The organism is Bacillus pretiosus (genome assembly GCF_051294775.1).
Classification (GTDB): Bacteria; Bacillota; Bacilli; order Bacillales; family Bacillaceae_G; genus Bacillus_A; species Bacillus_A wiedmannii.
In genome coordinates, this window is sequence record NZ_JBPPHF010000001.1 from 1,134,402 (window position 1) to 1,158,368 (window position 23,967).

The window sequence follows — 23,967 nt, forward strand, 5'->3', positions numbered from 1 at the left end:
AAATATATAGAAAAGTCAGAAAAGAGGAATTGAATTAAGGGAGGAACAACATGAAGCGTGTTGCTTGGATTACTGATAGTACAACTGCGAGTTTTACAACAGAAGGAGATAACTTTGTTATCCCAATTGAAGTTATTATTGATGGTGTGTCGTACAAAGATTGTGAAGAAGGTGTGCGTGAGCGCGTCTATAATGCGTTAAACGAAGGTAAAACTGTCACTACATCACAACCTAACATAGGGGAAATGGTAGAGTTATTTTCGAAATGCAAAGAAGAATATGAAGAGGGATTTGCAGTTGCTATTAGCGGAAAAGTAAGTGGAACTTATCAAAACATGAAGTTAGCTGCAGACATGGCAGGTTTCCCATTAACGGTATTGGATAGTGAAACAACAAGTTATCCAATGGATGAACTAATTAGAAAAGCGAAATCGTTATACAATGATGGTATGACGTTACAAGATATACACAAAACATTAGTAGATGAAAAAAGAAGACCTTTCCACGTATTCCCGAAAAGTTTAAAAGGCCTTTACGCAAGTGGACGTGTAAAGGGAGTTCAATTTTTACTTGGAAGTTTATTAAGTGTCAACTTAATATTAGAAGTAAAAGGTGGAGAGCTTTTACTTGAAAAGAAAGTTCGCAAAATCCAAAAATGTCGAGAATACATTAAAAATGAACTCGAAAAAGAATTACCAAAAGTACTTCATATGTTCCATGCTAACGATAAAGATGGAGCTGAGGAATGGATTTCAGATATTAGAAAAGCATTCCCTGAAATGGACTTTAAACTATATCCATTACCAATTTCATTTGCGGTTCATGCAGGTGAAGGTACAATAGCAATTAGTTATTAAGAGGAAAACCCGTGAATGATTCACGGGTTTTTTATTTAATTGAATTGAAATTGGAGGCATATCATGTCGCCATCAAACAAAAAGGCTCATTTTATCGTTTTAAGGAGCAACCAATCCCTCAACTTGATTTGAAATTAAAAATATAAGCCTTTGCCTACTGGCTGAACAGTTTCTAGAACAGTATCGACCATTTCTTCATTGATTAGGGTTCTTATAATCCAGGCTGAGAGATCTTGAGCAGCAAAACAGCCTGCAGCAGTCGAGATATTTCCTTCGTTTACGAAACTTTGTTCAATAACGTCTACATCAAATTCTTTAAGCTGTTCTACTACGGACGGATATGTAGTGGCTTTCTTACCTGTTAGTAATTTTTTAGCTCCTAGTAGTAATGAACCAGAACACATAGATCCTATTAATTGTCTTTGAGGATCTACATGAATGCTATTCAGATACTCTTGATTTTTATATAAATTTTGTACACCCTTACCACTTGCAAATATTACAGCGTCAGCAGACGGAATATCAGATATGCTTCCTGTCATGGGAATACGTAAGCCAGACATGGATATATGAGTTTTTCCCGTTCCTAATAGTTGAACGTCCCAATCAGAAATACCGCCAACTAAACGTACACGATTTAATAAATCCCATGGTAGAAAAACATCTATATCAGTAAAGTTATCAAAACAGACTATTGCAATTTTCATTTTCTAATCCCTCATTCCGTATGTATGTCCCCTAATATAGAATATAAACTGCTCCTTTTTATGTTCTATATTAAGTTATAAATTCCTGTATATTCTATGCGATGGAAATTTAATTAAATAAAAGGATTATACACCTATAAAATATGTGGCATTCAAATATCCCATACATAACGTAAATAATGTTGTTTCGAAAGTTTAAAGGGTTTTTAAATATAAAAATAGAAATCTATATAAAAAAATATATAAATGGTAGTGATGCTATGAAAATAGGCAAATTTGGAGAATTAAATAACATAAGTATTGATACAATTAGACATTATATGGACCTGGGTCTCATTATTCCTGAAAAAAGGGGAGGGCATTATTTTTTTGATGAGTATTGTCAAATAGATTTAGAACTTATATTACATTACAAAGATCTAGGATTTAGCTTGAATGAAATTAAAGAACTATTTTTTTATAAAAATTTAGCGAAATCTATGAATTACGAAAATGATACTTTTTACCAATCTTTATTTAAATTGAAATATGACAAGATGGAACAGGAAATAGAGCTTTTGGGGAAGAGGCGGGATAAATTAAAGGAAGTGTTACAAGATTTATTATTAACAAATGAAACTTCAAATTCAATTATAGGGATAGATTTAAGCGTACTTCATTTACTTACATGTTCTAAGTGTAGCGAAAAACTAATTCTTCAAAATGGAATTATTACTAACAATCAAATTACTGAGGGGAAGCTAATTTGTAATTGTGGTGAAGAATATATTATTACTTCAGGAATTATAACTGCGGGTAAATTATTTAAAGTAAATGAGCAAACGTCACTTGAAGATACTATTTCGGATTATATTCATGAAACTGATAATGCGTATTTGGAAAATATGCATAGGGAAGGGGAATGGGCGAAAAAGAAACTAGTACATTTAAATTTAAATAATAAATTAATACTGGATTTAGGATCGGGACTTGGATTCTTTTTGAGAAACATTTATGAAGAACTGCCCGAAAATTGCCTATACATTGCAGTGGATCGAGATTTAAATAAACTTTTATTTTTAAAAGATGTATTAGCGAGAAGAAATCCGAAAAGAAACATTCTCTTTATCTGTGCTGATTTTTTGAATATCCCTATTCAGAATCAGTCAGTTGATGTAGTAATTGATCATTCTGGTACGAGCAATTATAGTTTTGAGCATGAGGATTTTTTACTTCACGAATTAAATCCACTTTTTAAAACGGATTGTTATTTAGTAAGTTTATTTATTTTATTTAAAAATTTCAGCTCAAATAGCCAAATTACAAATAACTTTCGAGAAAATTTTACACTTTCAAAAGTAACGAAAGAAATCCAAAATCTACACTTTCAATCCATTGATGAAAGTACTTCAAATTATTTGACACGAGGAGGAAAGTACGAGGATTTCTTTGTTCAAGGAGAAGAAATTTATACATATTCATTTTTCGGAAAAAGATAAGGGCAATCCCATCAAAAAAAGTCCGGTTTTATAACTGGACTTTTTTTGACGATTTATATTTATACTCTTTGCGATTAAAAGACAAAGAGTATGTTAATCTACATGTTTAGCACTCACATGACACTCTCTTGTCGATGTATGTCTAGTAAGAGAAAAGATAGCCAAACCTAAAGACAATAGAACTAGAGATCCACCAACCCAGGCCATATGAGCGACATTATGTACTTGTTTTAAGGCTATACCTCCAACTGCAGAGCCGAGCGAAATTCCTATTTGTAGAGCTGAATTATTAAAACTTTGCTGTATATCTGACGTTTCTGGAGCAGTTTGAATTAAATAAGTTTGTAGAGGTGGTGCAAGTCCCCAACTCAATGCAGCCCAAACTATCATAACGGGAATAAATAGGCTAATAGAAACTGTCGTGAATGGTAATATAAATAAGATTAGAGCAAATAAAGTAATAACTATCACTATACTTTTTGGAGCGCCTATTTTATCTGATAATCCACCGCCGAACGCTCCGCCACTTACTGCAGCTATACCAAACATTAAATAAAATATGCTAATCCAATAAGGGCTTAGTTGAAACTTTTCTTCTAAAAAAGGAGTAAAATAAGCATATAAAGTATAGTGTCCTGCTAACATAAACATGGTAGCTAGATGAGCAGCACCTAGTTTTGGACTACACACGGCTTTTAATTGGATAGATAAAGGAGTTCGGTTTTCCTCTCCAGGTATTTTCTTTAAAAATAATGAAATTAAGATAATAGATCCCAATGATAAAATAGCTATACATAAAAAAATAACTCTCCAGCCAAATGTGTTCGAAATTAATATGCCTAGTGGAACTCCTAAAACAAGTGAAGAGCTAATACCCATATAAATTAATCCTAATGCTTTTGCTTGGTAAGAGGGATTAACAATCTTAGCTGCAATTGTAAGGGAAAGTACGACAACTAAAGCAGTACTCATAGCAGTTAATATTCGTGCTATCATCATAAAAGTAAAGTTCGGACTAAAATAAGTAAGTATATTTCCAATTAGAAAAGTGTAAAGTGAAATAATATACAATTTTTTTCGTTCCACTTTACTTGTGAAAATCAATAATACAGGACCTGCTATAGCATAAGTAAAGGCGAAAATTGTAATTAATTGACCAGCGGAACTTAATGAAACATTAAAATCTTTAGCGATGTCTGGCAATATTCCTCCAACAATAAGCTCTACAAGCCCTACTGCTATTGTTGCTAAAGCTAATATAAATACTTTGAAATTCATTTTTTGTATTCCCTTCTCATCATTATTTACCTTAGAATAAAAAAACTCCTGACCACAAACGCTAAAAGACGCGTTTTGTAGTCAGGAGTTATTGGTTCCTGGTAGAGACCCCCAAGCCATATTCTTGGAGTTATACATGATTCTCATATGTAATTAATCAATGTAATAGAAGATACCATATTACTTTTTACATTTTAATAAAAAAATTTGCATTTGTATACGTGTACCCATATGAAAGAGATAAAATGGGCTTTCTGAAACTCTAATAATTTTACCTTTCGATGGAAGTGCGATCTAAATAATTCAACTATTGCTAACTTTCACTAATGAAGATTATATAAATAACAAACGTAAGTATTAAACGGCTATATAAAGTAAAAAAGCGACATCCTTTCTGTAGAATTAATTATAGAAAAGGGTGGCGTTTTTTATATGTATATTTTTGTATCTAATCAATTACAACTATTTGCTTAAGCAATTCTAAGCTATTTATCTTCAAATCATTGACGGTAGATGAGATTAGTTTAATGGGCATGGGGTTAACCCCATCTTTTTTTATTTCTTTGTATTAATTTTTAAACACAATGTATTGATATTGGGTTAACCCAATAACTTACACTTAATGTAATACAAAGAAAAGTGGGGGGAATTGTTATGGGAAGTTTACGATTACATATAGAAAATAAAAAAAGAAACCAAGAACTAAGAAATATTTGTTTATATTCAATTGCAAAAACAGTATCAATATTCGGTAGCTCTATGTATAGTTTCGCGCTAGGATTATATGTTTTACAAATAACTGGATCTGCGTTAAATTTCGCGATTACGCTCATATTAGGAACGATTCCAATAATTGTTTTGAATCCCTTTGCTGGTGTAATTGCTGATAAGGTTGATAAAAAGAAACTAGTTATTTGTATGGATTTACTAAGTGGATGCTTATTAATAGCTGTTTATATATTAAGCAGCTATTATGGATTAAACTTATTCATCATTTATACTACAACCTTTCTTATGACAGTGTTTACAACCTTTTTTGGAATAGGATTAGAGGCTGCAAAACCAAATATCGTCTCTAAAGAGAGGCTTATGAGTATTAATTCTATAAGTAAAATTATCGATTCTGTATCTTTAATTCTCGGCCCTATGTTAGGCGGCATCGTTTTTTCAGTATTTAATATTAAGACTTTTATAATTATAAACAGTATTTCTTTTATTCTTTCAGGGATAGCATTACTATTTATTCATTTTAGACTGTTCGAGTACAACATAAATGAGGGAAATTCAAAAAGAGGAGTTAATTTTATTAAAGATATAAAAGAGGGGTTTTCTTACTTACTTGAAAAGGAAAGCTTAAAGAATACGTTTCATATTTTAATTTCGTTTAATTTCTTCTTAGGCTTTGCTGTAACTGTTCCATTGCCATACATTATTAACACAGTACTCAATCTTGATTCTAAGCAATTTGGTATCATTCAAGGGACTTTTCCAGTAGGGATGATAATTGGTGCAATTGTAGTAAAAAAGATAACTGATCGTTTTTCTTACTCTTATCTTTTGAAAAAACTAAGTTCTATGTTATCAGTTTTTATGATTATTTTAGGAATTCCAGTTCTATTCAAAAGTTTTGAAGTGAATGATTTAGTATTCGTTATTACGTATTGTGTTGTTATGATCTTTTTAGGATTTATTATAGCGTTAATTGATATTCCTTTAATTTATTTCATGCAAAATGAGATTCCCGATGAATACAGGGGAAGGGTTCTCAGCATTGGATTAAGTATAGGTAAAATGATGCTCCCTATAGCAATGGCACTATCCGGTCTATTATTAAATTATATCCCAGCGTACACCATTCCAATTGTAGGGGGATTCTTATATTTCATAGTAATTAAAGTTTCATCAAATCGTTTCATATTAGAGGTTCATTCGAAAGATTATAGTGCTTAGTAGATTCTTAGATTATTTATAGAATGGATACTGCTACCTCTTTCAAGCTAAGAAAAGCAAATACTATAAAACGAAATTTATAGTTTGTTAATTCCTATAGGCCTATTCTTTGTATTTGTTTTTGACTATATTCCGCAATCTGATGATTACTTACAGAATAAGTACGGTGAACAATTTACAGTGTATAAACAGAAAACAAAAAAACTAATACCGTTTATTTGGTAAATCAGTTTCATAAATTATAAAAAGCGCAGGATCATCATCCTGCGCTTTTCTATCGTAATTCAGCTGTTTTTCTAATAACAATCTTATCAATATCATCTTCTTCATCACCATTAAATAACCCGCGTTCTTTTAAATACGCCTCAAAATATAAATCTGCTTCTGCACGTTCATCATATGGTTTTACAGATAGAACGAAACCTAATTTGTTTTGTTCCTCTAAATGAGAAGTGGAGATGTAGGCCGGTACATTGTGGCGTAAAAAGAGTTCTTTAACCGGAATAATCATATCTTTCATTAATTTCGTTAACATACCCATTTCAAACTCGAAATTAAAGCGATCTATGCTACATAAATCAGCGAATACTACACCGATAAAACCTGTATTAAATACTTCTTGATATTCTACATCTTCGTCATTACCGTAAAAATTCTTTTCGATTAAATAATTTATAAAGTAAGCAACACCGTCACTTTGTTCAAATGGTTTCGTTGAAAGAACAAAGCCGATTTTCTTTTGTTTATGTAAATACACACATGACATGTATGCTGAAATGTTATGTTCTTTAAATAGAGAACTTGTTGCCCCAGAGAGGCCATCAAGTACGTGATGAACAATTTGAAGTTTTTTACGAGCGAAATAATAGGATTTCTTTTGTAACTCCAATGTATCAATAAAGACAGAGCCGATAAAGCCTGTATTTGAAATGATAGGTGTTTGCTTTTTTCTTCCTCTGCGCTTTGCTTGAGCCATTGTAAAAATCATCCCTTCATGTACAATTAAAATAAAAAAGAACATTTGTTCGTATATTTATATTTTACTATTAAAACGCTCTAAAGTAAAGGGTTTTTGACGAAAAAAACAACAAAAAAGACACCTGTAAAAGGTGCCTTAAACGCTGTAGGGAAGAGGGTTCATCCCAACTATTTATATTATGATACAGAAACGATCTCTTCTGCATCTTCTACATCTAAATGACAGTCCATAGTACGAACATCTTGATCTTCATGACTTCCGAAATAAATAGTAATTTTCATATGTATCGCTCCTTTATTCTAGGAATACCTAAAATAATTACTAGTAATGTTACTATTTATTATATACCACTTTTTTCATTCCGACAACGTTATATCATTTTTAATTCTTTTAGGGCAAAAAGAGTAATGTATAGAGATATTTTTATAGAAATAGATACATTTCTTATGTGTTATATTTAATACTGAAGAATTCGAAAACGAATTTTTATGAAAGGAGCAAAATGAATGAATTATAAACAGTTACTAATAGATAACTTCACATATAAAACCTCATATATTGCGCGCCAGTTACATGGAATGAATGTAAAAGAAATGAAGGATTACATTGCTGTCGACTGTGGTTTACCGGCAGATACATTTAATATCATTACTATACTAAACAATAATTTAACGGAAGGTATTGAGAAACTATATAAAGTGGTAAACAACTATAATCAAAAGAAATTTCCAATGAGTGTTTGGTTTTGGGATGATAGGTATGAGCAGACTATAAAAAGCGAATTAATAAAACTTGGCTTAAAAGAAGCAGAACAAAATATCGCGATGATAGCAGACTTAAAAACAATTCATCCAACAATAAACATGCCAGAAGGTTTTACGATACAAAAAGCATCTTCGTCAGGACAAATTAAAAATTTTGGGGAAACGTTAGCTAATCTATTTGGTACTTCAGAGGAAGGTACACATGTACAAGCATTCTACAATGAAACTGCTTCTTTCGATTTATGGAATAGTGAGAATATGAAACTATATTTAGGGATTTTTAAAAATGAAGTCGTATCTGTTGGTTCATTAGTATGTACAAAAGATAGTATTGGTATTTATGATATAGCAACGAAAGAAGAAATGAGAGGGCAAGGATTTGGCTCTACTATGTTTCATTACTTGCTACAAGAAGCAAAGGAATTAAATGTTTCTCAATGCGTATTACAAGCTTCACCTGATGGGATTAATATTTATAAAAAGGCTGGTTTTCAATCTGTTGGACAAATGACTGTATTTGAAAATAGACGTTTAATTGAATAAATTATTCAATCTAAATTGCTTTCATGTAGGAGTTAATACATCATTATGAAAAAAATATATATCGTTACAATCATTTTCACCTTTATAGTAATAGTCACTTTTGCTTTTCATAAAGTAAATGAACTTAAGTACACAAAAGCTATTAATCAATCAAATCATATAAAAAACATTGCACATAGAGGAGCTTCTGCGTATGCGCCGGAACATACAATACAAGCTTATAAACTAGGACAACAATTAAAAGGAGATTATATAGAAATTGATCTTCAAATGACAAAAGATGGACATTTAGTAGCTATGCATGATGAAACAGTAAACCGCACTACAAATGGTAAGGGGCTAGTTAAGGAACATACATTAGAAGAAATAAAGCAACTAAATGTAGGTTCTTTTTTCAATGAAAAGCATCCAGCTTTAGCAAAGAAAGAATTTGAGGATGCTACAGTTCCAACACTAGAGGAAATTATTGAAACGTTCAGGAATAGTACTAATTATTATATTGAAACAAAATCGCCAGATGAATATCCCGGTATGGAAGAAAAGTTATTAGAAATTATAAAGCACTACGAAATAAGTGATAAAGTTATTATTCAATCATTTAGTAAAGTAAGTTTGCAAAAAATTCATAGTTTAGATGTTCATATACCTCTAGTACAATTACTACCTTACAAAAAGGCAGTTCAATTAACCGAATTAGAGATAAAAAAGTATAAAACATACTGTATCGGTATTGGGATAAACTATAAATATATTGATTCAGCTTATGTAAAGAGAATAAAGAAACACGGATTAGAAGTTCATCCATTTACTGTAGATAATGAAAAAGATATGAAAAAGTTACTTCTATGGGGAGTTGACGGGATGTTTACGAATTACCCGGATCGTTTACATTCGTTATTACAATCTTGAATTATAATGGTGTAATTATCACTGAATCAATACCACAAGTATACAAAGATAGTTTGTGGTCCAAATGGTAACATCATTGAATACATAGAGCCGATATTGAAATGAAATCCGAAAAAGAATCCAATATTTTTATTGGATTCTTTTTATTTAGCTCCAAGAGACGAACTTAAAGCAATATGAATTTGAATTTGTTAATAAAATATTACATTGAGTATGATTTTTTGTAATTACCATTAGAAAGTAACGAAATTGTAATGAATTTTAACTACGCTTTTTATATTTTTTTGATACACTGACTACGAGAGGAATACCGATTAATGTAGGTAAAAACCAAAACCATATAGGCGGTAATAAATTAATTATGGGAATATGAATACCGACGTTTACTAAAAGTGCGGTAACGGCACCAATATAAGAACCTAACATACCTCTAATATGGTGATGGAGCCAATTTTTCCAACGTTTTTTTCGTGCGAGGTATCCATATATCGCAAATGAATAAGAGAAAATTGCTACATAAAATAAATATGCGATTTTATCCCAGCTTATAATGGATAATATAATTGCAGTAAGGGTGATGACAACATAGGATGCATGATATATTTCACCCCATTCCGTATGTTTTCCTTTCTTCTTTTGAGCAACCATCGCTACAATACCGGTGATTAAGCATATTGTTCCAAATAATATGTGGATGGTTAAAAGAATGTGAAAAATGCTCATAATAATTCCTCCTTTTTTATTTTTATAGTATTGCAGTATAGGAGGAAAGTTGAAACGCATTGTTTATTCACCTTAATATTTTGAAATAAATGTACTCCTAGCACAAATATAAACAGACAAATTTTTCTTGAACTTAGCGGAGACACGTATTACGTGAAAAGAAGGAGAGACTTCCATGTTTACATCTATTACATATTTACAATCTGGGAATGAGAAGCAACAAAAAGTGTATGATGTTTTGAATAAACTTAACATTATGGAGGATTTAATTTTGTATAGTCCGGTTCTTTGCGGGACAATTCCTATTAGAATTGATACTCTTCAATCTGACTTAGATATAGTAATGGAAGTACATAACTTTGATGTTTTTGAACAGGAAATGAGATCTTTATACGGTTCTTATAAAGGATTCAAAATAAAAAAGAAAAAAATTAAAACTACAGAATCGATAAAGGTAAATTTTGAATTTGAAGGTTTTAAATTTGAATTATTTGCTCAGCCTAAGCCAGTACGTAACCAAAATGCATATAGACATATGATAGTAGAGCACATGCTATTAATACAGCATCCCCATATAAGGGAAGAAATTCTTCGCTTAAAAGAGAACGGTTTAAAAACAGAACCTGCTTTTGCTCAAGTATTAAATATTGACGGAGATCCTTATGACGAACTTATTTTATTGGGACAGGAAATGAGATTGTGGTAAATACGATACACAAAAACTCCTCTATAGTTAAAAGAGGAGTTTTTGTTATGCCATGAGCTTACGGATTAATTCACTCAACAATTTAATTCCGCTAGTCATTTGCTCTGGAGAAACATATCCATATGATAAACGAATGTACCGATCTGATTCTTCTTCATATATACGTCCTGGGTTTAAAAGAATTCCTTTTGATAGCGCCTCTGAAAATAATTTCTTCATCGGAATGTTAGGTACAATCTTTAGCCATATAAATAATCCACCACTAGGAATATCCCACGATGCAACATCTGCGCAGTATTTATTTAAAGCTCGTATCATGAATTGTCTTCGTTCTTTTAATTGAATTCTTACGTTTGCAACATGTTCTTCATAAAAACCTTTATTTATCCATTCAGCAGCAACTCTTTGAGATAAAGAGCTCGACCCATAGTCTGTTTGCATTTTTATATCTGACAATCTATCAATAACTGGTTCGGGTCCAATGATCCATCCAATTCTAAGTCCTGGGCTAAGTGTTTTAGAAAGACTACCAACATATAATACATGTCCATGTTTATCTATCGACTTTAAAGGAGGTGGAGGTGGTTCATCAATCCATAACTCTCGGTAAATATCATCTTCAATTATAGGTAACTGTTCCTTTTCACATATTTTTATTATTTCTTTTCTTCGTTCTTGAGACATTAATGCCCCTGTTGGGTTTTGAAAACTAGGGATAGAATATAAAATGTTTTTCTTTTGACTGTATTTAATACGTTTTAATAATTCGTTAGGTAAAATACCGTGATTATCCATACATATACCAGATAGATTTATATTTGCTGATTGAAATACATGAAGTGAATATAAGTAAGAAGGTTGTTCAAGTAAAACGGTTGATTCTCTATGCAAAAGACCAATTGATATTAATTGGAGTGCTTGTAATGCACCAGAGACGATTAATATAGAACTGGCTGAAGTATGTATTCCGAATGATTTTACGTATTTACTAATTGCTTCACGTAACGGCAAAAAACCTTTTTGTTCTTCGTATCCAAAATAATCTATTTCGTCACTTACGCTTTTCATAATGGACTGCATAGTTTCTAGCGGGAAAAGTTGAGGCGCAAGTTCACCTTTACTAAGATGGATAAGTTCTTTATTTGCTTCTGCCTCATTGATTTCTCGTACCATTAACTTGCTAGGTTTGTGAATACCAGCTTTTACATAGTCACTCCAATCAGGCGGGGGATTCGTCGCTAATAATGACCATGTATTATTTGTTACAATTGTTCCTGCTCCAATTTTCCCTTGAATCAATCCATCTGCCATAAGTTCATCTAGCGCAGTTATTACAGTACTTCGATTTACATGAAATAGTTTTGCTAAATGCCGTTGACTAGGAATCTTACTTCCAATAGGCCATTCTCCATTTTCAATTTTTTCTTTCATAAAGTTTACTATCTGCCGATACTTAGGCAGTTTTTTATTAGTTGTCATAAAAAAACTCCCTCGTTCACTTTATAAATGCCAAGTGGTTGGTTTTTACGATAAATAACTGGTTGAAGACATTGTAACAACTATTAAATATGATGAAAAGAAATAATTGGTAATTATAAAGTGGTTGGTTTGAAGGGGGAGAAAAAACATGAATTATAAAAAATGGGACTTTCGGATTATTTGTGCTCATGCTTTTACGATTTTAATATGGGGGACTGCCTTTCCAGCAATTCGTATGGGGCTCGAATCTTATACACCTGAACACCTTACTTTACTACGTTTATTAATTGCTTCATTTATTCTTCTGTTGTTTTCTTTTATATACAAGTTACGACTGCCGGACTTAAAGGATATCCCAGCAATTTTTATATTTGGTGCTTTAGGATTTACTTTTTATCACATTGCATTAAACTACGGCGAAAAAACAGTAAATGCTGGATCTGCAAGTTTAATTGTTTCAGTCACACCTATAGTAACGGCGATTTTTGCATCTGTTTTTTTGAATGAAAAAATGAAATTAAATGGTTGGATCGGTGGTGTAATTAGTTTTATAGGAATTGCTTTCATATCATTTAGTCAAGGAGATGCTATTCAATTGAATAGTGGAGGATTATTTATTTTATTAGCAGCGATTTCAGAAAGCTTATTTTTTGTTTTCCAAACTTCTTACTTGAAAAAGTATGGCTTCTTGCCATTTACTATATATACAATTTTATCTAGCACTGTATGTATGCTTATTTTCTCGCCAGGAGTGTATACAGAAATACTAGCAGCTCCTCTTGAAGTGAATATGAGTGTTATATATTTAGGTTTATTTCCAACAGTACTCCCATATATCGCATTGGCATATATCATATCTCATTCTGGTGCTGCTGAGGCAACAAGTTCTCTATATTTAACTCCAGTAACTGCATGTTTTATTGCTTGGATATGGTTAGGTGAAGTACCGACTTTTGTTTCAATAATTGGCGGGGGAATTACTATACTTGGAGTTTTAATTACTCATATATCACTATCAAAAAAAGAAAAATATACAACTCTAGTAAATAATAAATCAATATAAACTCATTCCATAACCACTTTATTATACTTTCTTTTGTTGATAAATATAATATTTTGTATTTCAGTTAAATATTGTATGTTACATTTTATGTAGTAAGCATTTTAAAAGGAGATGACAACATAATGAATGGAAAAAGAAAAATTTTCACATGTATTTCTATTATAGGAATCGGACTAGCTAGTTTTTCTAATTCTAGTTTCGCAGCAAATGGAACGGACAATTCAGTACAAACTTCTATTCCCATAGTTAATCAACAAGTAGCTGCTGTAAAAGAAATGAAACCATTTCCCCAGCAAGTTAATTATGCAGGTGTTATAAAACCAAATCATGTTACACAGGAAAGTTTAAATGCTTCTGTAAGAAGTTACTACGATAATTGGAAAAAGAAATATTTGAAAAATGATTTATCTTCTTTACCTGGTGGTTATTACGTAAAAGGAGAGATTACGGGTGATGCTGATGGGTTTAAGCCACTTGGAACTTCAGAAGGTCAAGGGTATGGGATGATAATTACAGTATTAATGGCTGGTTATGATTCGAATGCTCAAAAAATCTATGATGGTTTATTTAAAACAGCAAGAACTTTTAAAAGCTCTCAAAATCCTAATTTAATGGGATGGGTTGTCGCAGATAGTAAAAAAGCACAAGGTCATTTTGATTCTGCTACTGATGGGGATTTAGATATTGCGTATTCTCTTCTTCTTGCTCATAAGCAGTGGGGATCAAATGGAACGGTTAATTATTTGAAAGAAGCACAAGACATGATTACAAAAGGTATTAAAGCTAGTAATGTTACAAATAATAATCGACTAAATTTGGGAGATTGGGATTCTAAAAATTCACTTGATACGAGACCATCTGATTGGATGATGTCACACCTTAGAGCATTTTATGAATTTACAGGTGATAAAACTTGGCTTACTGTTATTAATAATTTGTACGATGTTTATACGCAATTTAGTAATAAGTACTCTCAAAATACAGGACTTATTTCAGATTTCGTTGTAAAAACCCCACCACAACCCGCACCTAAAGACTTCTTAGATGAGTCAGAATATACAAATGCATATTATTACAATGCTAGTCGGGTACCATTGAGAATTGTAATGGACTATGCGATGTACGGCGAGAAAAGAAGTAAAGTCATTTCTGATAAAGTCTCTTCATGGATTCAAAATAAAACGAATGGAAATCCTTCTAAAATTGTGGATGGTTATCAATTAAACGGATCCAATATTGGTAGTTATCCAACTGCTGTATTTGTTTCACCGTTTATTGCTGCAAGTACAACGAAAAGCGATAATCAAAAGTGGGTAAATAGTGGATGGGATTGGATGAAGAATAAGAAAGAAGGCTACTTTAGTGATAGTTATAATTTATTAACCATGCTATTTATTACAGGTAATTGGTGGAAACCAGTACCTGATGATAAGAAAATAGAAAACCTAATAAATGATGAAACTCAAAAAGGATACGATAGATAACAAGGTTTTCTTTTTAGTAAAAGGAATTAGCACTATGCTAGTTCCTTTTTAATATTTCGTGAAGCAATACAGCTTTACACTTAAATAAAGAAAAATTTAATAAGATCATGTTGTAGGTTGTTGTCGGAAAAAGGAGAATATGTCACTCTGTTGAATATAAAAATACAACCTATTTATAAAGGAGCCTAAAATATTGAATGTCCAGTTAAAGGTTGTTACGAGAGAGAATTGGGAAGATGCCTTAAAGCTACAAGTTAAAGAAAATCAGACGAAATTTGTTCCATCTGTAGCAGTTTCACTTGCTAAAGTATATATAAAACCAGATGGAGAAAATGTAGAGTACATACCATTTGCGATATACGACGGCAATCTAATGGTTGGTTTTATTATGCATGCTGTTGTAAGAGAGACAACTGATATGTATTGGATAAACGGATTTATTATCGATCAAAAGCAGCAAAGGAATGGTTATGGAAAAGCGGCATTACAAGAAAGTATTTCTTTAATAAAAAATACATGTAAGGCGTGTAAAGAAATAAGGTTAACAGTACATAAAGATAATATCTCTGCAAAGAAACTATATGAACGTTACGGTTTTCAACCATTGGGACATGAATATGATGGTGAGCAAGTATATCGTTTGTTCGTTTAAGTATTACGAAGTAAAGATGTGAAATGAAAGATGCAATTAAATGACTGGGAGGAATAGCAATTGAAAAATAAATTTCATCATATTGTACGAGCTGTTATGATAAAGGATAAAAAATTGTTAGTGGCTGAATATATTGGCCATCATTATTTTTTACCAGGTGGTCATGTTGAAGTTGGCGAATCAGCTGAGAATGCATTAATTAGAGAACTACGAGAAGAACTCGGAGTAAACTGTAGTATAAAACAATTTTTAGGAGTCATAGAAAACCAATGGGAAGACCGAGAAGTTATTCATCATGAAATCAATCACATTTTTGAAGTAGATTCGCAAGAGTTACATATTGATTTCATACCAAAATCTAAAGAATTTCATTTAGCGTTTCACTGGATAGATTATAATCAAGAAACTTTACATACGTATAAAATCATGCCAGTGCCTTCAGTTAAAGAGTTACTAGAAAGAAAATTAAGTGATGAACTACTAAACTGTTGGATTAGTAATTTTTAAACACCTCTATTTTAAAAAAATTCGTCCACCGAAAGGAGATTAAGAAAATAGGCTAAAAAACAAGGTACATCACCTAGTGTAAGTTCATATTTTGTTGATGTACGCATTTAGTCTATAGCCTTATTTCTACTTTGTTTGCAAAAATATATAAACTTTAACATTGGGACGGAATTTATTTTTATAAATGGAGGGTTTCGTAATGAATCAGTTTCAACAAGAACTACAATCATTAAACCTTAATGATTATCAATCTGGTAATGTTGTGTATTGGGATCAACTGCAACAAAATCAATATCCATACTATTACATTCAAGATGACGCGCGTCGTTGCGGCGGATGCGGAGGTTGTGGTGGACGCTGTGGTGGATGTGGTGGACGTTGTGTAGGCTGCGCTGGATGTTTCGGTTGTTTTAACTGCTGGAACTGGTGGATCATTTAAGTATAGAAAATCAATAATATTCCACATGAAAGAAAGGTGTAAATACTATTTTATACTTTTCTTTCATGCTGTAATTTTTTATTCGTGTTAAGGGGGATTTATTTGTATACATACGATAAGTTAATTTCTTGGGTAGAAAATATAAAAGAAGAAAATCATAGTTCTGCTACAGCACTGTGCATTATAAAAGATAACAAAATCGTACTAGAGCATTATAGTGGCCATCATTCAAATACATCTACAAGTAAAAAAGTAACAGCATCTTCACAATTCAACGTTGCTTCTGCAAGAAAAAGTTATTTAGGTTTAATGGTAGCATATGCGCTTTACGAGGGGAAAATAAACTCTATTGATGAGGAAGCGATAAAGTATTTTAAAGACTTTAATCCTGTATTACTTGGTAAAACAACGATAAGACATTTAGTAACACATTCGCACGGTTTAGGAGAAACGCACGACGGGACAATTTTTCGTGAATTTGAACCTGGACAAGCGTGGGCGTATAGAGATATTAATGTAAGAATGATTACATGTCTTATTTATCAGCTCTATAACAAAAGTTTTCCTGAATTGTTAAAGGAGCGTATATTTGATTTAGCTAACTTCCAAGAAACAGGTTGGAGAATTCAGCAAGATGAAAACTTAGTTAAAGTTGTTAATAATCCAAGTGAAGACGCAATTAATGAAATTGGTACAGTAGATGATGGTTCTGAAAAAAATCTATTTGTCTCAGCTAGAGAATTTGCTTATTGGGGCAATCTTCATTTAAATCAAGGTATGATAAACGGTAAACAAATTGTTCCAAAAGAAGTTATAAAAATTGCTACGAGTTTGCAAAGTCCAATATTTACAAACAATGAACTACCACAAAACGGGTTGTTTTGGTTCGTTCAAAATGAACCTACGCTTTTAAGTGAACTTGGTGAACGAGTTCCAAAAGGATCGTATCAAATATTAGGAATTACAGGACCGACTCTTTTAGTAATACCTGAATATAATGTAGTTGTTGCGAAAATGTATAATAAAAGATATAACTACGGCGGTGATAATTATTTATATTATTTACGTGAATTTAGCAATTTAGTCGCTGATACATTTCGTAACGGTAATAGGGCATAATTACTCCTATAATGAAAAAGGAGTGAAAAAAATGAAAGATAAAATGAATAAAAATAAAAAACAAAATATAAAAGATATGAATACAGAACAAAATGCAATTTATAGCGATCCTAAAGATGCAGCTAATATGCAAACGGTACCGCAGCCGAAGGATTTTGATGAAATTGAATATTAATTTTTCGTTCATCTGACTATATGATGAATGAAAAATACATCTTAAGTCCCATCACATGATTGAAATCTTTTGGTATTCTATATACATAAGCATTTGAAAATGTCTTATCTTAACAAAGCTTTCTTTAAGTAAATCTAATATAACCTGCAGAAAGACACTTCATTATGGAGTGTCTTTTTGTGTATATGAACTTAATTTCCATTTTCCACACAGTATCTTGCTTTTTATGATGGTTATACTAACTGTGAAAATTCATGTCAAGATAAAAGAAGGGGACAGTTAGTATGAAACAAACTTCTATAAATCCGTTACTAATTGTTCTAGGTACAATTATTGTTCAAATTGGCCTTGGAACAATTTATACATGGAGTTTATTTAATCAACCCCTTGTTAGTAAGTTTGGATGGAACCTCAATTCCGTAGCGATAACTTTCTCCATAACAAGTTTTTCATTATCATTCTCAACCTTATTTGCAGGAAAGTTGCAGCAAAAATTAGGACTTCGTAAACTCATCGCTACTGCAGGGATTGTTTTGGGACTCGGTTTAATACTTAGTTCACAAGTTTCTTCCTTACCATTACTATATTTATTAGCTGGTGTCGTTGTTGGTTATGCAGATGGAACTGCTTATATTACATCACTATCTAATTTAATTAAATGGTTTCCAAATCGAAAAGGACTTATTTCTGGCATATCTGTTTCGGCATATGGAATGGGCAGCTTAATCTTTAGATATATAAACGGTAGTCTTATCGATAGTCTTGGTGTATCACAAGCATTTTTATATTGGGGTATCATCGTCTTGCTTTTAGTTTTAACCGGATCGTTCTTCTTACGTGAAGCAATCGTAAGTAACACTGTAACTGAATCATTAAACAATGACTATACGCCTCGTGAAATGATGCGAACGAAACAAGTATATCTTTTGTTTTTTATGCTATTCACATCGTGTATGGGCGGTCTATATTTAATCGGTATGGTAAAAGATATTGGTGTACAGCTCGTTGGACTTAGTGCAGCAACCGCCGCTAACGCCGTTGCAATGATTGCAATTTTTAATACGGTAGGTAGAATCGTTCTTGGAACGTTATCAGATAAAATTGGCCGAATGAAAATTGTCTCTGCAACGTTTATTATTATTGGATTGTCAGTCTTTACTTTAAGTTTCATTCCACTAAATTACGGTATTTATTTCGCTTGTGTAGCAAGTGTTGCCTTTTGCTTTGGTGGTAATATCACAATCTTCCCAGCCATTGTTGGAGATTTCTTCGGATTAAAAAACCATAGTACAAATTACGGGATTGTATATCAAGGTTTCGGGTTTGGTGCACTTGCAGGAGCGTTCATTGGAGCGTTACTGGGTGGATTTCAACCGACCTTTATTATAATTGGTGTTTTAAGCGTTATTTCCTTCATTATTTCGATATTAATTCGTCCACCAAAAGCAGAAAACAAAAAAGAAACACGACATTTATATCGGAAAGTAGCTTAATTATAAAAAGAGTCCTTGTATAGGGCTCTTTTTATATTACAAAATAAGTGAAAATGATTTGAAAGGTAATAAAGTAATTTATTTCTTTAGCAACTAAGTAGCAGATTGGTAAAATATTCATATTGTTTTATAAAGGCACTGAAATCATGTTATAAACCTACATTAACCACCTTTGTTATTAGATATGCAATTCATTTGTGTACCATTATTTTATTATAAAGGTAGTTGGCTTATATTGGTTACAACTATAATTTCTTCTTTTATCGCATTCACTTCAACAAATGTTGATGACATTTTTATACTTCTTGTTTTATTTTCGCAAGTAAGGACAGGAGTAATTAAGAAAGAAGGTAGTACTGTCCGAGGGAAAACTAAAATGAAAGAACTTTATATTGTTATTGGACAATATTTTGGGTTTAGTTTAATTATTTTTCTAAGTATCATCGGTTCTTTAAGCTCTTTTTTCATTCCTGTTTCGTGGATCGGATTATTAGGATTTGTGCCAATTTATATGGGAGTGAAAGGACTATTGTCACTTCGTTCTTATAAAAGTAACGAAGTCATTGCTAACGCTTCTAGTTCAATATTTAAAGTAGCTTCAATTACATTAGCTAATGGAGCTGATAATATTTCGATTTATATACCAATGTTCGCTAGTCAAAATCTTAATGCCAATATTGTTACATTAGTAATCTTTTATTGCATGATAGCAATATGGTGTTTTATTAGCTACAAATTGATAAGAGCTCCTATTTTAGCTAAAGTACTTGAGAGAAATTGTCATATTATCGTTCCAGTCGTTCTAATTGGTTTAGGAATGTTCATTCTTATCCGCAGTAATACAATTGAATTATTGTACTAATATGTTGAAACTTAGATTAAAAAGAATCAGACGCCATAAAAAGCCGTACTACAGATAAAATGTAGTACGGCTTTTCTTTATTTTAGTGAAATGAAACAGTGCTCTACGACTATTAAGTTAGACAGGATATTACGATTATTAAATTGAATAGATACTTTAAAAGGAGTGTGCTACTTAAAATGAAAATAGTAAAACAATGGGTCCAAGAAGATAGTGAATACATAAGAGAAAAAGTAATTGAATATAACCAAAAACATATTTCGGATGAAGAGAAAAAGCCTTCAGAAAAAATTAGTTTTATAGTGAGAAATGAAAAGGAAGAAATTGTAGGCGGAATAACTGCAATTACATTTTGGCACCACGTACATGTCGATTTCCTTTGGGTTTCTGAAGAGTATAGACACGAAGGCTACGGAAGCCAATTAATAAAGCTTATTGAAGAATTTGCAATTGAACAAGAGTGTAGGCTAATCAATTTAGATACTTTTAGCTTTCAGGCACCTGCGTTTTATAAAAAGAATGGATATAAAGTGATTGGAGTAAGTGAAGATCATCCGAAAGGACATAATCATTACTATTTAGAAAAACGTTTATAAAGTGTATATTGAATTAACATTAGTATTTTGAATACAAATTTATCCTTTTGGATTATGCATTTGAAGGAGAATCTTGAGTGAATTCATAATTAGAGGCACTTCTAAAGCAAAAAAAGATCGAAGTGGAATATTAGTTACGGGAAACTAATTATTTATAGCGAATATACCTAAAATAGGCATCTAAATATATGCATTCAGATGAAGGGGGAAATGCTATAAATTCATTTGTAAATGATAGGTTTGATGAAACGAGAAAACATCTATTCGAGGAAATTATGATATTGGATGATGCTCAATTCAATAGTAAGCCAGACAAGAATAAATGGAGTATAGCACAAGTATGTCATCACTTAGTTTTATTGGATAAAGTGGTCATAAAGGTTATTTCATCTGGCTTAAAAAAGATTGATAGTACCCTAAAAGAGCGTCGAGAAATCCGCTCTATATTACAAGATAGATCGCTAAAATTTATAGCTCCATGAATGATTGAACCAAGTTTAGAACCATTTGAAGTGCAGAAAATAATCGATATGTTAAACGAATCGAGAAAAGAATTAATGCGTTTCCTAAGTACAATAGAAGATGAATCTATATTAACGATTAAATCAGTGATGCATCCAGCTCTTGGAGAATTACATCTTGATCAGTGGATAGAACTGATCTATTTGCATGAACAGCGTCATATAGAACAAATCAAAGAGATAAAACTACTTTGTGAAATTGGGAAGTAAAAAATCTTTGGCTATTAACAAAAAATACGGGTTTCATATGTATACTTTTAAAATTGATTTAAAGAAACGTTAATTTGGAATCCGTTTGTTATATAAGTTTAACCTCGTCTCAAAATAGGAGCGGGGTTTTTACTAATTTAGGAGTTATTCTGGCATTTTCATTTAGTATTAATTTAATCAATTTTTATTCTAATACTTCGTGAACTTACTATTAAAACAAGTTAATGATAGAATGATAAATAGACAGAAAATTCCTTTTAGTAAAAACAGAGGAGGTACGTATGAAAAAAGTAAATGTTACATATGCACTTTTATACGATAAAACAAATGAAAAGATCTTAATGGTAAAAAACAAAGGAAAGAACGGTTCTTATTACACGCTACCAGGTGGCGCAGTTAAATTGGGAGAAACGTTAGAAGAGGCAGTAGCTCGGGAAGTGAAAGAAGAAACCGGGCTACATATAACTGTAAACGGTATTTGTTACATTAGCGAAGCTTTTTTCGAAGAGAGAGGACACCATGCAATTTTCTTTAATTTTTTAGGTGAAATAATTGATGGGGAGACAAATATAACAAGGCCAAAAGAAATTGAAGAGATTACTTGGATGGAATTACATGAAGCAGCACCGCATTTACGTATACCAGTACACTTACTAAATATATTACAAAGGAAAGAAACAGTGCCTTACTTTTTTAACGGGACAATCGTTCATCAATCTTCATAACATTATCAATTCATGTAAGGCGGGGAAAAAATGGAGTTTATCGTTAATCATAAACATTTCACTCAAGCACTTTCAGAAGTAAATAAAGCTATATCTACCAAAGCTATAATCCCTATATTATCTGGCATAAAAATAACTGTAGATCAATCGGGAATTACTTTAATCGCAAGTGATTCAAATATTTTCATCGAAAAATTCATCCCTAGTTCCACTGAAGGCGACCAAATTACAACTATAGTAAAAGCAGGAACTATTGTAGTACCTGCAAAATATTTCATTGAAATTATAAAAAAATGCCAAGCGATGTATCAATAAAAAGTACGAATGAGCAAATCATTACGATACAGTCAGAAGAAATCACATTAAACTTAAATGGACTTCCAGCATATGAGTTTCCGAATGTACCACTTATAGACGATCATGCAAAAATACAAGCAGAAACAGAACAATTGATTGAAGTATTTAAACAAACTGTCTTTGCAGTAGCTAAAAATGAATCTAGACCCGTTCTTACGGGAGTACATATCGAATTAGAACACAACAAATTAATTTGTGCTGCAACTGATTCACATAGACTTGCTATACGCGAAACGATAATTTCTACAGAGGTAAAAGCAAGTTGTATCGTACCAAGTGCAACTATTAGTGAACTGCTAAAATTAATGAATAGTAATTCAGAATTCGTATACATCTATCTTTCAGAAAGTCACATTATTTTTACATTCGGTACAACTACATTATATTCAAGATTAATTGAAGGAAAATATCCTAATATATCTAGTTTAATTCCAAATGAATTTCAAACAGTCATTAACGTAGATAGAAAAAGAATTTTACAAGGTGTAGATCGATCCAGCTTATTATCAAGTGAATGGGCAAATAACAATGTTAACTTAGAAATCATAGACGAATCCACAATTAAAATTTCTTCTAACGCTTCTCAGATTGGAAAAATATCCGAGACACAACAGATAGATGAGATTCAAGGTGAAAAACAATTAAATATATCTTTCGATGGACGATTTATGATGGATGCTTTAAAGGCGATAAAAGAAGAAACGGTTACTTTAAGTTTCAGCGGTTCTATGAGACCAATATTTATTGAAGCAGGAACACCATCTGCAGCAGTACATCTTATATCTCCAGTAAGAGCTTATTAATAACAAAGGAAGGAATCACATTATGTACAAGCACACTTTATGTTTTATAAAGAGAAATGAAGAGATACTTATGTTAAATAGAGAATATGCCCCTGTAAAAGGATTATGGAACGGGGTAGGTGGAAAGATAGAAAAGGGAGAAACACCTTTAGAAAATGCGATTCGTGAAATAAAAGAAGAGACTAATATAGAAGTTACGCATGAACAAATTCAGTTTAAAGGCATTATTAAGTGGGAGGACTCATCTTACTCTGGTGGTATGTATGTTTATTTAGTAAAGCTACATAATGAATTTACATATCACACTCCAAAAAAAGTATCAGAAGGAATTTTAGATTGGAAAGAGATTTCTTGGATTCTAAGTGACTATAATTACGGCGTAGGAGAGATGATACCTAAATTTTTACCGGATTTATTCCACAATGAATTAATATTAGAGCACAATTTTGTTTTATCTAATCATAAATTAATAGATTATAGGAATGCGGAATTGATTAAGCAGGATAGTTCTATAGATAATATAGTTCAATTATAAAAAGCAGGAATTGTAATCTATAATACGCAGCACAATCATTATAACCTAAATAT

At 31.7% G+C, this 23,967-nt stretch carries 23 protein-coding genes, 3 pseudogenes and 1 riboswitch; of the genes and pseudogenes, 21 read left to right on the plus strand and 5 right to left on the minus strand.

Annotated elements, in window-relative coordinates; translation table 11 throughout:
- Nucleotides 1–50: 50 nt before the first annotated feature.
- Nucleotides 51–857 carry a DegV family protein gene (locus ACSG5Z_RS05590; RefSeq protein WP_000831941.1) on the plus strand — a complete coding sequence of 269 codons (807 nt, stop codon included), beginning with the start codon at nucleotides 51–53 and terminating at the stop codon, nucleotides 855–857.
- Between the two features lie 134 nt (nucleotides 858–991).
- On the opposite strand, the gene ACSG5Z_RS05595 is transcribed toward ACSG5Z_RS05590, so the two are convergent.
- Complete coding sequence (locus ACSG5Z_RS05595) at nucleotides 992–1,564, minus strand: DJ-1/PfpI family protein (RefSeq protein ID WP_000684442.1); 573 nt, start codon at nucleotides 1,562–1,564, stop codon at nucleotides 992–994.
- 260 nt (nucleotides 1,565–1,824) lie between these two features.
- Here ACSG5Z_RS05595 and ACSG5Z_RS05600 point away from each other — a divergent pair, with 260 nt between their 5' ends.
- The gene (locus tag ACSG5Z_RS05600) at nucleotides 1,825–3,042 is read left to right on the plus strand and encodes a methyltransferase domain-containing protein (protein ID WP_088063927.1); all 1,218 of its coding nucleotides are present in this window, start codon (nucleotides 1,825–1,827) and stop codon (nucleotides 3,040–3,042) included.
- A gap of 93 nt (nucleotides 3,043–3,135) precedes the next feature.
- Here ACSG5Z_RS05600 and ACSG5Z_RS05605 read toward each other — a convergent pair whose 3' ends face one another.
- A complete protein-coding gene (locus ACSG5Z_RS05605; protein ID WP_435710951.1) occupies nucleotides 3,136–4,320 on the minus strand; it encodes an MFS transporter in 1,185 nt (394 codons plus the stop codon).
- A gap of 58 nt (nucleotides 4,321–4,378) precedes the next feature.
- A riboswitch (purine riboswitch) is annotated at nucleotides 4,379–4,478 on the minus strand.
- A 496-nt stretch (nucleotides 4,479–4,974) separates the two neighbouring features.
- On the opposite strand from ACSG5Z_RS05605, the gene ACSG5Z_RS05610 reads away from it, so the two are divergent.
- Nucleotides 4,975–6,270 (plus strand): MFS transporter, encoded by a 1,296-nt coding sequence (locus tag ACSG5Z_RS05610; protein WP_087984431.1) that lies wholly within the window; start codon nucleotides 4,975–4,977, stop codon nucleotides 6,268–6,270.
- A gap of 69 nt (nucleotides 6,271–6,339) precedes the next feature.
- Nucleotides 6,340–6,495: pseudogene (locus ACSG5Z_RS05615) on the plus strand (methyltransferase family protein); the annotation flags it as partial.
- Nucleotides 6,496–6,544: 49 nt separating this feature from the next.
- Here the strand turns inward: ACSG5Z_RS05615 and ACSG5Z_RS05620 are convergent.
- Nucleotides 6,545–7,258: a hypothetical protein gene (locus ACSG5Z_RS05620; RefSeq protein ID WP_095205749.1), complete on the minus strand. Its 714-nt coding sequence runs from the start codon at nucleotides 7,256–7,258 to the stop codon at nucleotides 6,545–6,547.
- Nucleotides 7,259–7,755: 497 nt separating this feature from the next.
- On the opposite strand from ACSG5Z_RS05620, the gene ACSG5Z_RS05625 reads away from it, so the two are divergent.
- Both ACSG5Z_RS05625 and ACSG5Z_RS05630 read left to right on the plus strand, forming a co-directional pair.
- Complete coding sequence (locus tag ACSG5Z_RS05625) at nucleotides 7,756–8,556, plus strand: GNAT family N-acetyltransferase (protein ID WP_435710952.1); 801 nt, start codon at nucleotides 7,756–7,758, stop codon at nucleotides 8,554–8,556.
- Between the two features lie 45 nt (nucleotides 8,557–8,601).
- On the plus strand, nucleotides 8,602–9,465 hold the full coding sequence (locus ACSG5Z_RS05630) for a glycerophosphodiester phosphodiesterase (protein ID WP_435710953.1): 864 nt from the start codon (nucleotides 8,602–8,604) through the stop codon (nucleotides 9,463–9,465).
- A gap of 261 nt (nucleotides 9,466–9,726) precedes the next feature.
- Here ACSG5Z_RS05630 and ACSG5Z_RS05635 read toward each other — a convergent pair whose 3' ends face one another.
- Nucleotides 9,727–10,188 carry a hypothetical protein gene (locus tag ACSG5Z_RS05635; protein WP_000021531.1) on the minus strand — a complete coding sequence of 154 codons (462 nt, stop codon included), beginning with the start codon at nucleotides 10,186–10,188 and terminating at the stop codon, nucleotides 9,727–9,729.
- A 175-nt stretch (nucleotides 10,189–10,363) separates the two neighbouring features.
- Between ACSG5Z_RS05635 and ACSG5Z_RS05640 the strand changes: the two genes are divergently transcribed.
- Complete coding sequence (locus tag ACSG5Z_RS05640; protein WP_060486812.1) at nucleotides 10,364–10,894, plus strand: DUF4269 domain-containing protein; 531 nt, start codon at nucleotides 10,364–10,366, stop codon at nucleotides 10,892–10,894.
- A gap of 45 nt (nucleotides 10,895–10,939) precedes the next feature.
- Here the strand turns inward: ACSG5Z_RS05640 and pdxR are convergent, their stop codons facing one another.
- Nucleotides 10,940–12,373 carry a MocR-like pyridoxine biosynthesis transcription factor PdxR gene (gene pdxR, locus ACSG5Z_RS05645; protein ID WP_305163474.1) on the minus strand — a complete coding sequence of 478 codons (1,434 nt, stop codon included), beginning with the start codon at nucleotides 12,371–12,373 and terminating at the stop codon, nucleotides 10,940–10,942.
- Nucleotides 12,374–12,521: 148 nt separating this feature from the next.
- Here pdxR and ACSG5Z_RS05650 point away from each other — a divergent pair, with 148 nt between their 5' ends.
- From ACSG5Z_RS05650 to ACSG5Z_RS05715, 14 genes and pseudogenes are all read left to right on the plus strand, one after another.
- Nucleotides 12,522–13,436, plus strand: coding sequence for a DMT family transporter (locus tag ACSG5Z_RS05650; protein WP_435710955.1), 915 nt, complete (start codon nucleotides 12,522–12,524; stop codon nucleotides 13,434–13,436).
- 122 nt (nucleotides 13,437–13,558) lie between these two features.
- On the plus strand, nucleotides 13,559–14,920 hold the full coding sequence (locus ACSG5Z_RS05655; protein WP_106074846.1) for a family 8 glycosyl hydrolase: 1,362 nt from the start codon (nucleotides 13,559–13,561) through the stop codon (nucleotides 14,918–14,920).
- 193 nt (nucleotides 14,921–15,113) lie between these two features.
- Nucleotides 15,114–15,572, plus strand: coding sequence for a GNAT family N-acetyltransferase (locus ACSG5Z_RS05660; RefSeq protein ID WP_060486808.1), 459 nt, complete (start codon nucleotides 15,114–15,116; stop codon nucleotides 15,570–15,572).
- 60 nt (nucleotides 15,573–15,632) lie between these two features.
- Nucleotides 15,633–16,079 carry an NUDIX domain-containing protein gene (locus ACSG5Z_RS05665; RefSeq protein ID WP_435710957.1) on the plus strand — a complete coding sequence of 149 codons (447 nt, stop codon included), beginning with the start codon at nucleotides 15,633–15,635 and terminating at the stop codon, nucleotides 16,077–16,079.
- A 184-nt stretch (nucleotides 16,080–16,263) separates the two neighbouring features.
- Complete coding sequence (locus ACSG5Z_RS05670) at nucleotides 16,264–16,518, plus strand: heterocycloanthracin/sonorensin family bacteriocin (RefSeq protein ID WP_306182935.1); 255 nt, start codon at nucleotides 16,264–16,266, stop codon at nucleotides 16,516–16,518.
- 102 nt (nucleotides 16,519–16,620) lie between these two features.
- The gene (locus ACSG5Z_RS05675; protein ID WP_435710959.1) at nucleotides 16,621–17,637 is read left to right on the plus strand and encodes a serine hydrolase domain-containing protein; all 1,017 of its coding nucleotides are present in this window, start codon (nucleotides 16,621–16,623) and stop codon (nucleotides 17,635–17,637) included.
- Between the two features lie 31 nt (nucleotides 17,638–17,668).
- Nucleotides 17,669–17,812 carry a hypothetical protein gene (locus tag ACSG5Z_RS05680; RefSeq protein WP_087984441.1) on the plus strand — a complete coding sequence of 48 codons (144 nt, stop codon included), beginning with the start codon at nucleotides 17,669–17,671 and terminating at the stop codon, nucleotides 17,810–17,812.
- Nucleotides 17,813–18,096: 284 nt separating this feature from the next.
- Nucleotides 18,097–19,305: an L-lactate MFS transporter gene (locus ACSG5Z_RS05685; protein WP_087984442.1), complete on the plus strand. Its 1,209-nt coding sequence runs from the start codon at nucleotides 18,097–18,099 to the stop codon at nucleotides 19,303–19,305.
- A gap of 235 nt (nucleotides 19,306–19,540) precedes the next feature.
- A complete protein-coding gene (locus ACSG5Z_RS05690) occupies nucleotides 19,541–20,167 on the plus strand; it encodes a cadmium resistance transporter (RefSeq protein ID WP_087984443.1) in 627 nt (208 codons plus the stop codon).
- A gap of 179 nt (nucleotides 20,168–20,346) precedes the next feature.
- Entirely contained in the window at nucleotides 20,347–20,763 is a 417-nt protein-coding gene (locus ACSG5Z_RS05695) for a GNAT family N-acetyltransferase (RefSeq protein ID WP_435710962.1), read from the plus strand.
- A 215-nt stretch (nucleotides 20,764–20,978) separates the two neighbouring features.
- Nucleotides 20,979–21,494 (plus strand): annotated as a pseudogene (locus ACSG5Z_RS05700) (DinB family protein).
- A 281-nt stretch (nucleotides 21,495–21,775) separates the two neighbouring features.
- Nucleotides 21,776–22,219 carry an NUDIX hydrolase gene (locus ACSG5Z_RS05705; RefSeq protein ID WP_137012925.1) on the plus strand — a complete coding sequence of 148 codons (444 nt, stop codon included), beginning with the start codon at nucleotides 21,776–21,778 and terminating at the stop codon, nucleotides 22,217–22,219.
- Between the two features lie 30 nt (nucleotides 22,220–22,249).
- Nucleotides 22,250–23,379, plus strand: a pseudogene (gene dnaN, locus ACSG5Z_RS05710) (DNA polymerase III subunit beta).
- Nucleotides 23,380–23,401: 22 nt separating this feature from the next.
- Nucleotides 23,402–23,914 (plus strand): NUDIX hydrolase, encoded by a 513-nt coding sequence (locus ACSG5Z_RS05715; RefSeq protein WP_098133359.1) that lies wholly within the window; start codon nucleotides 23,402–23,404, stop codon nucleotides 23,912–23,914.
- Nucleotides 23,915–23,967: the final 53 nt, after the last annotated feature.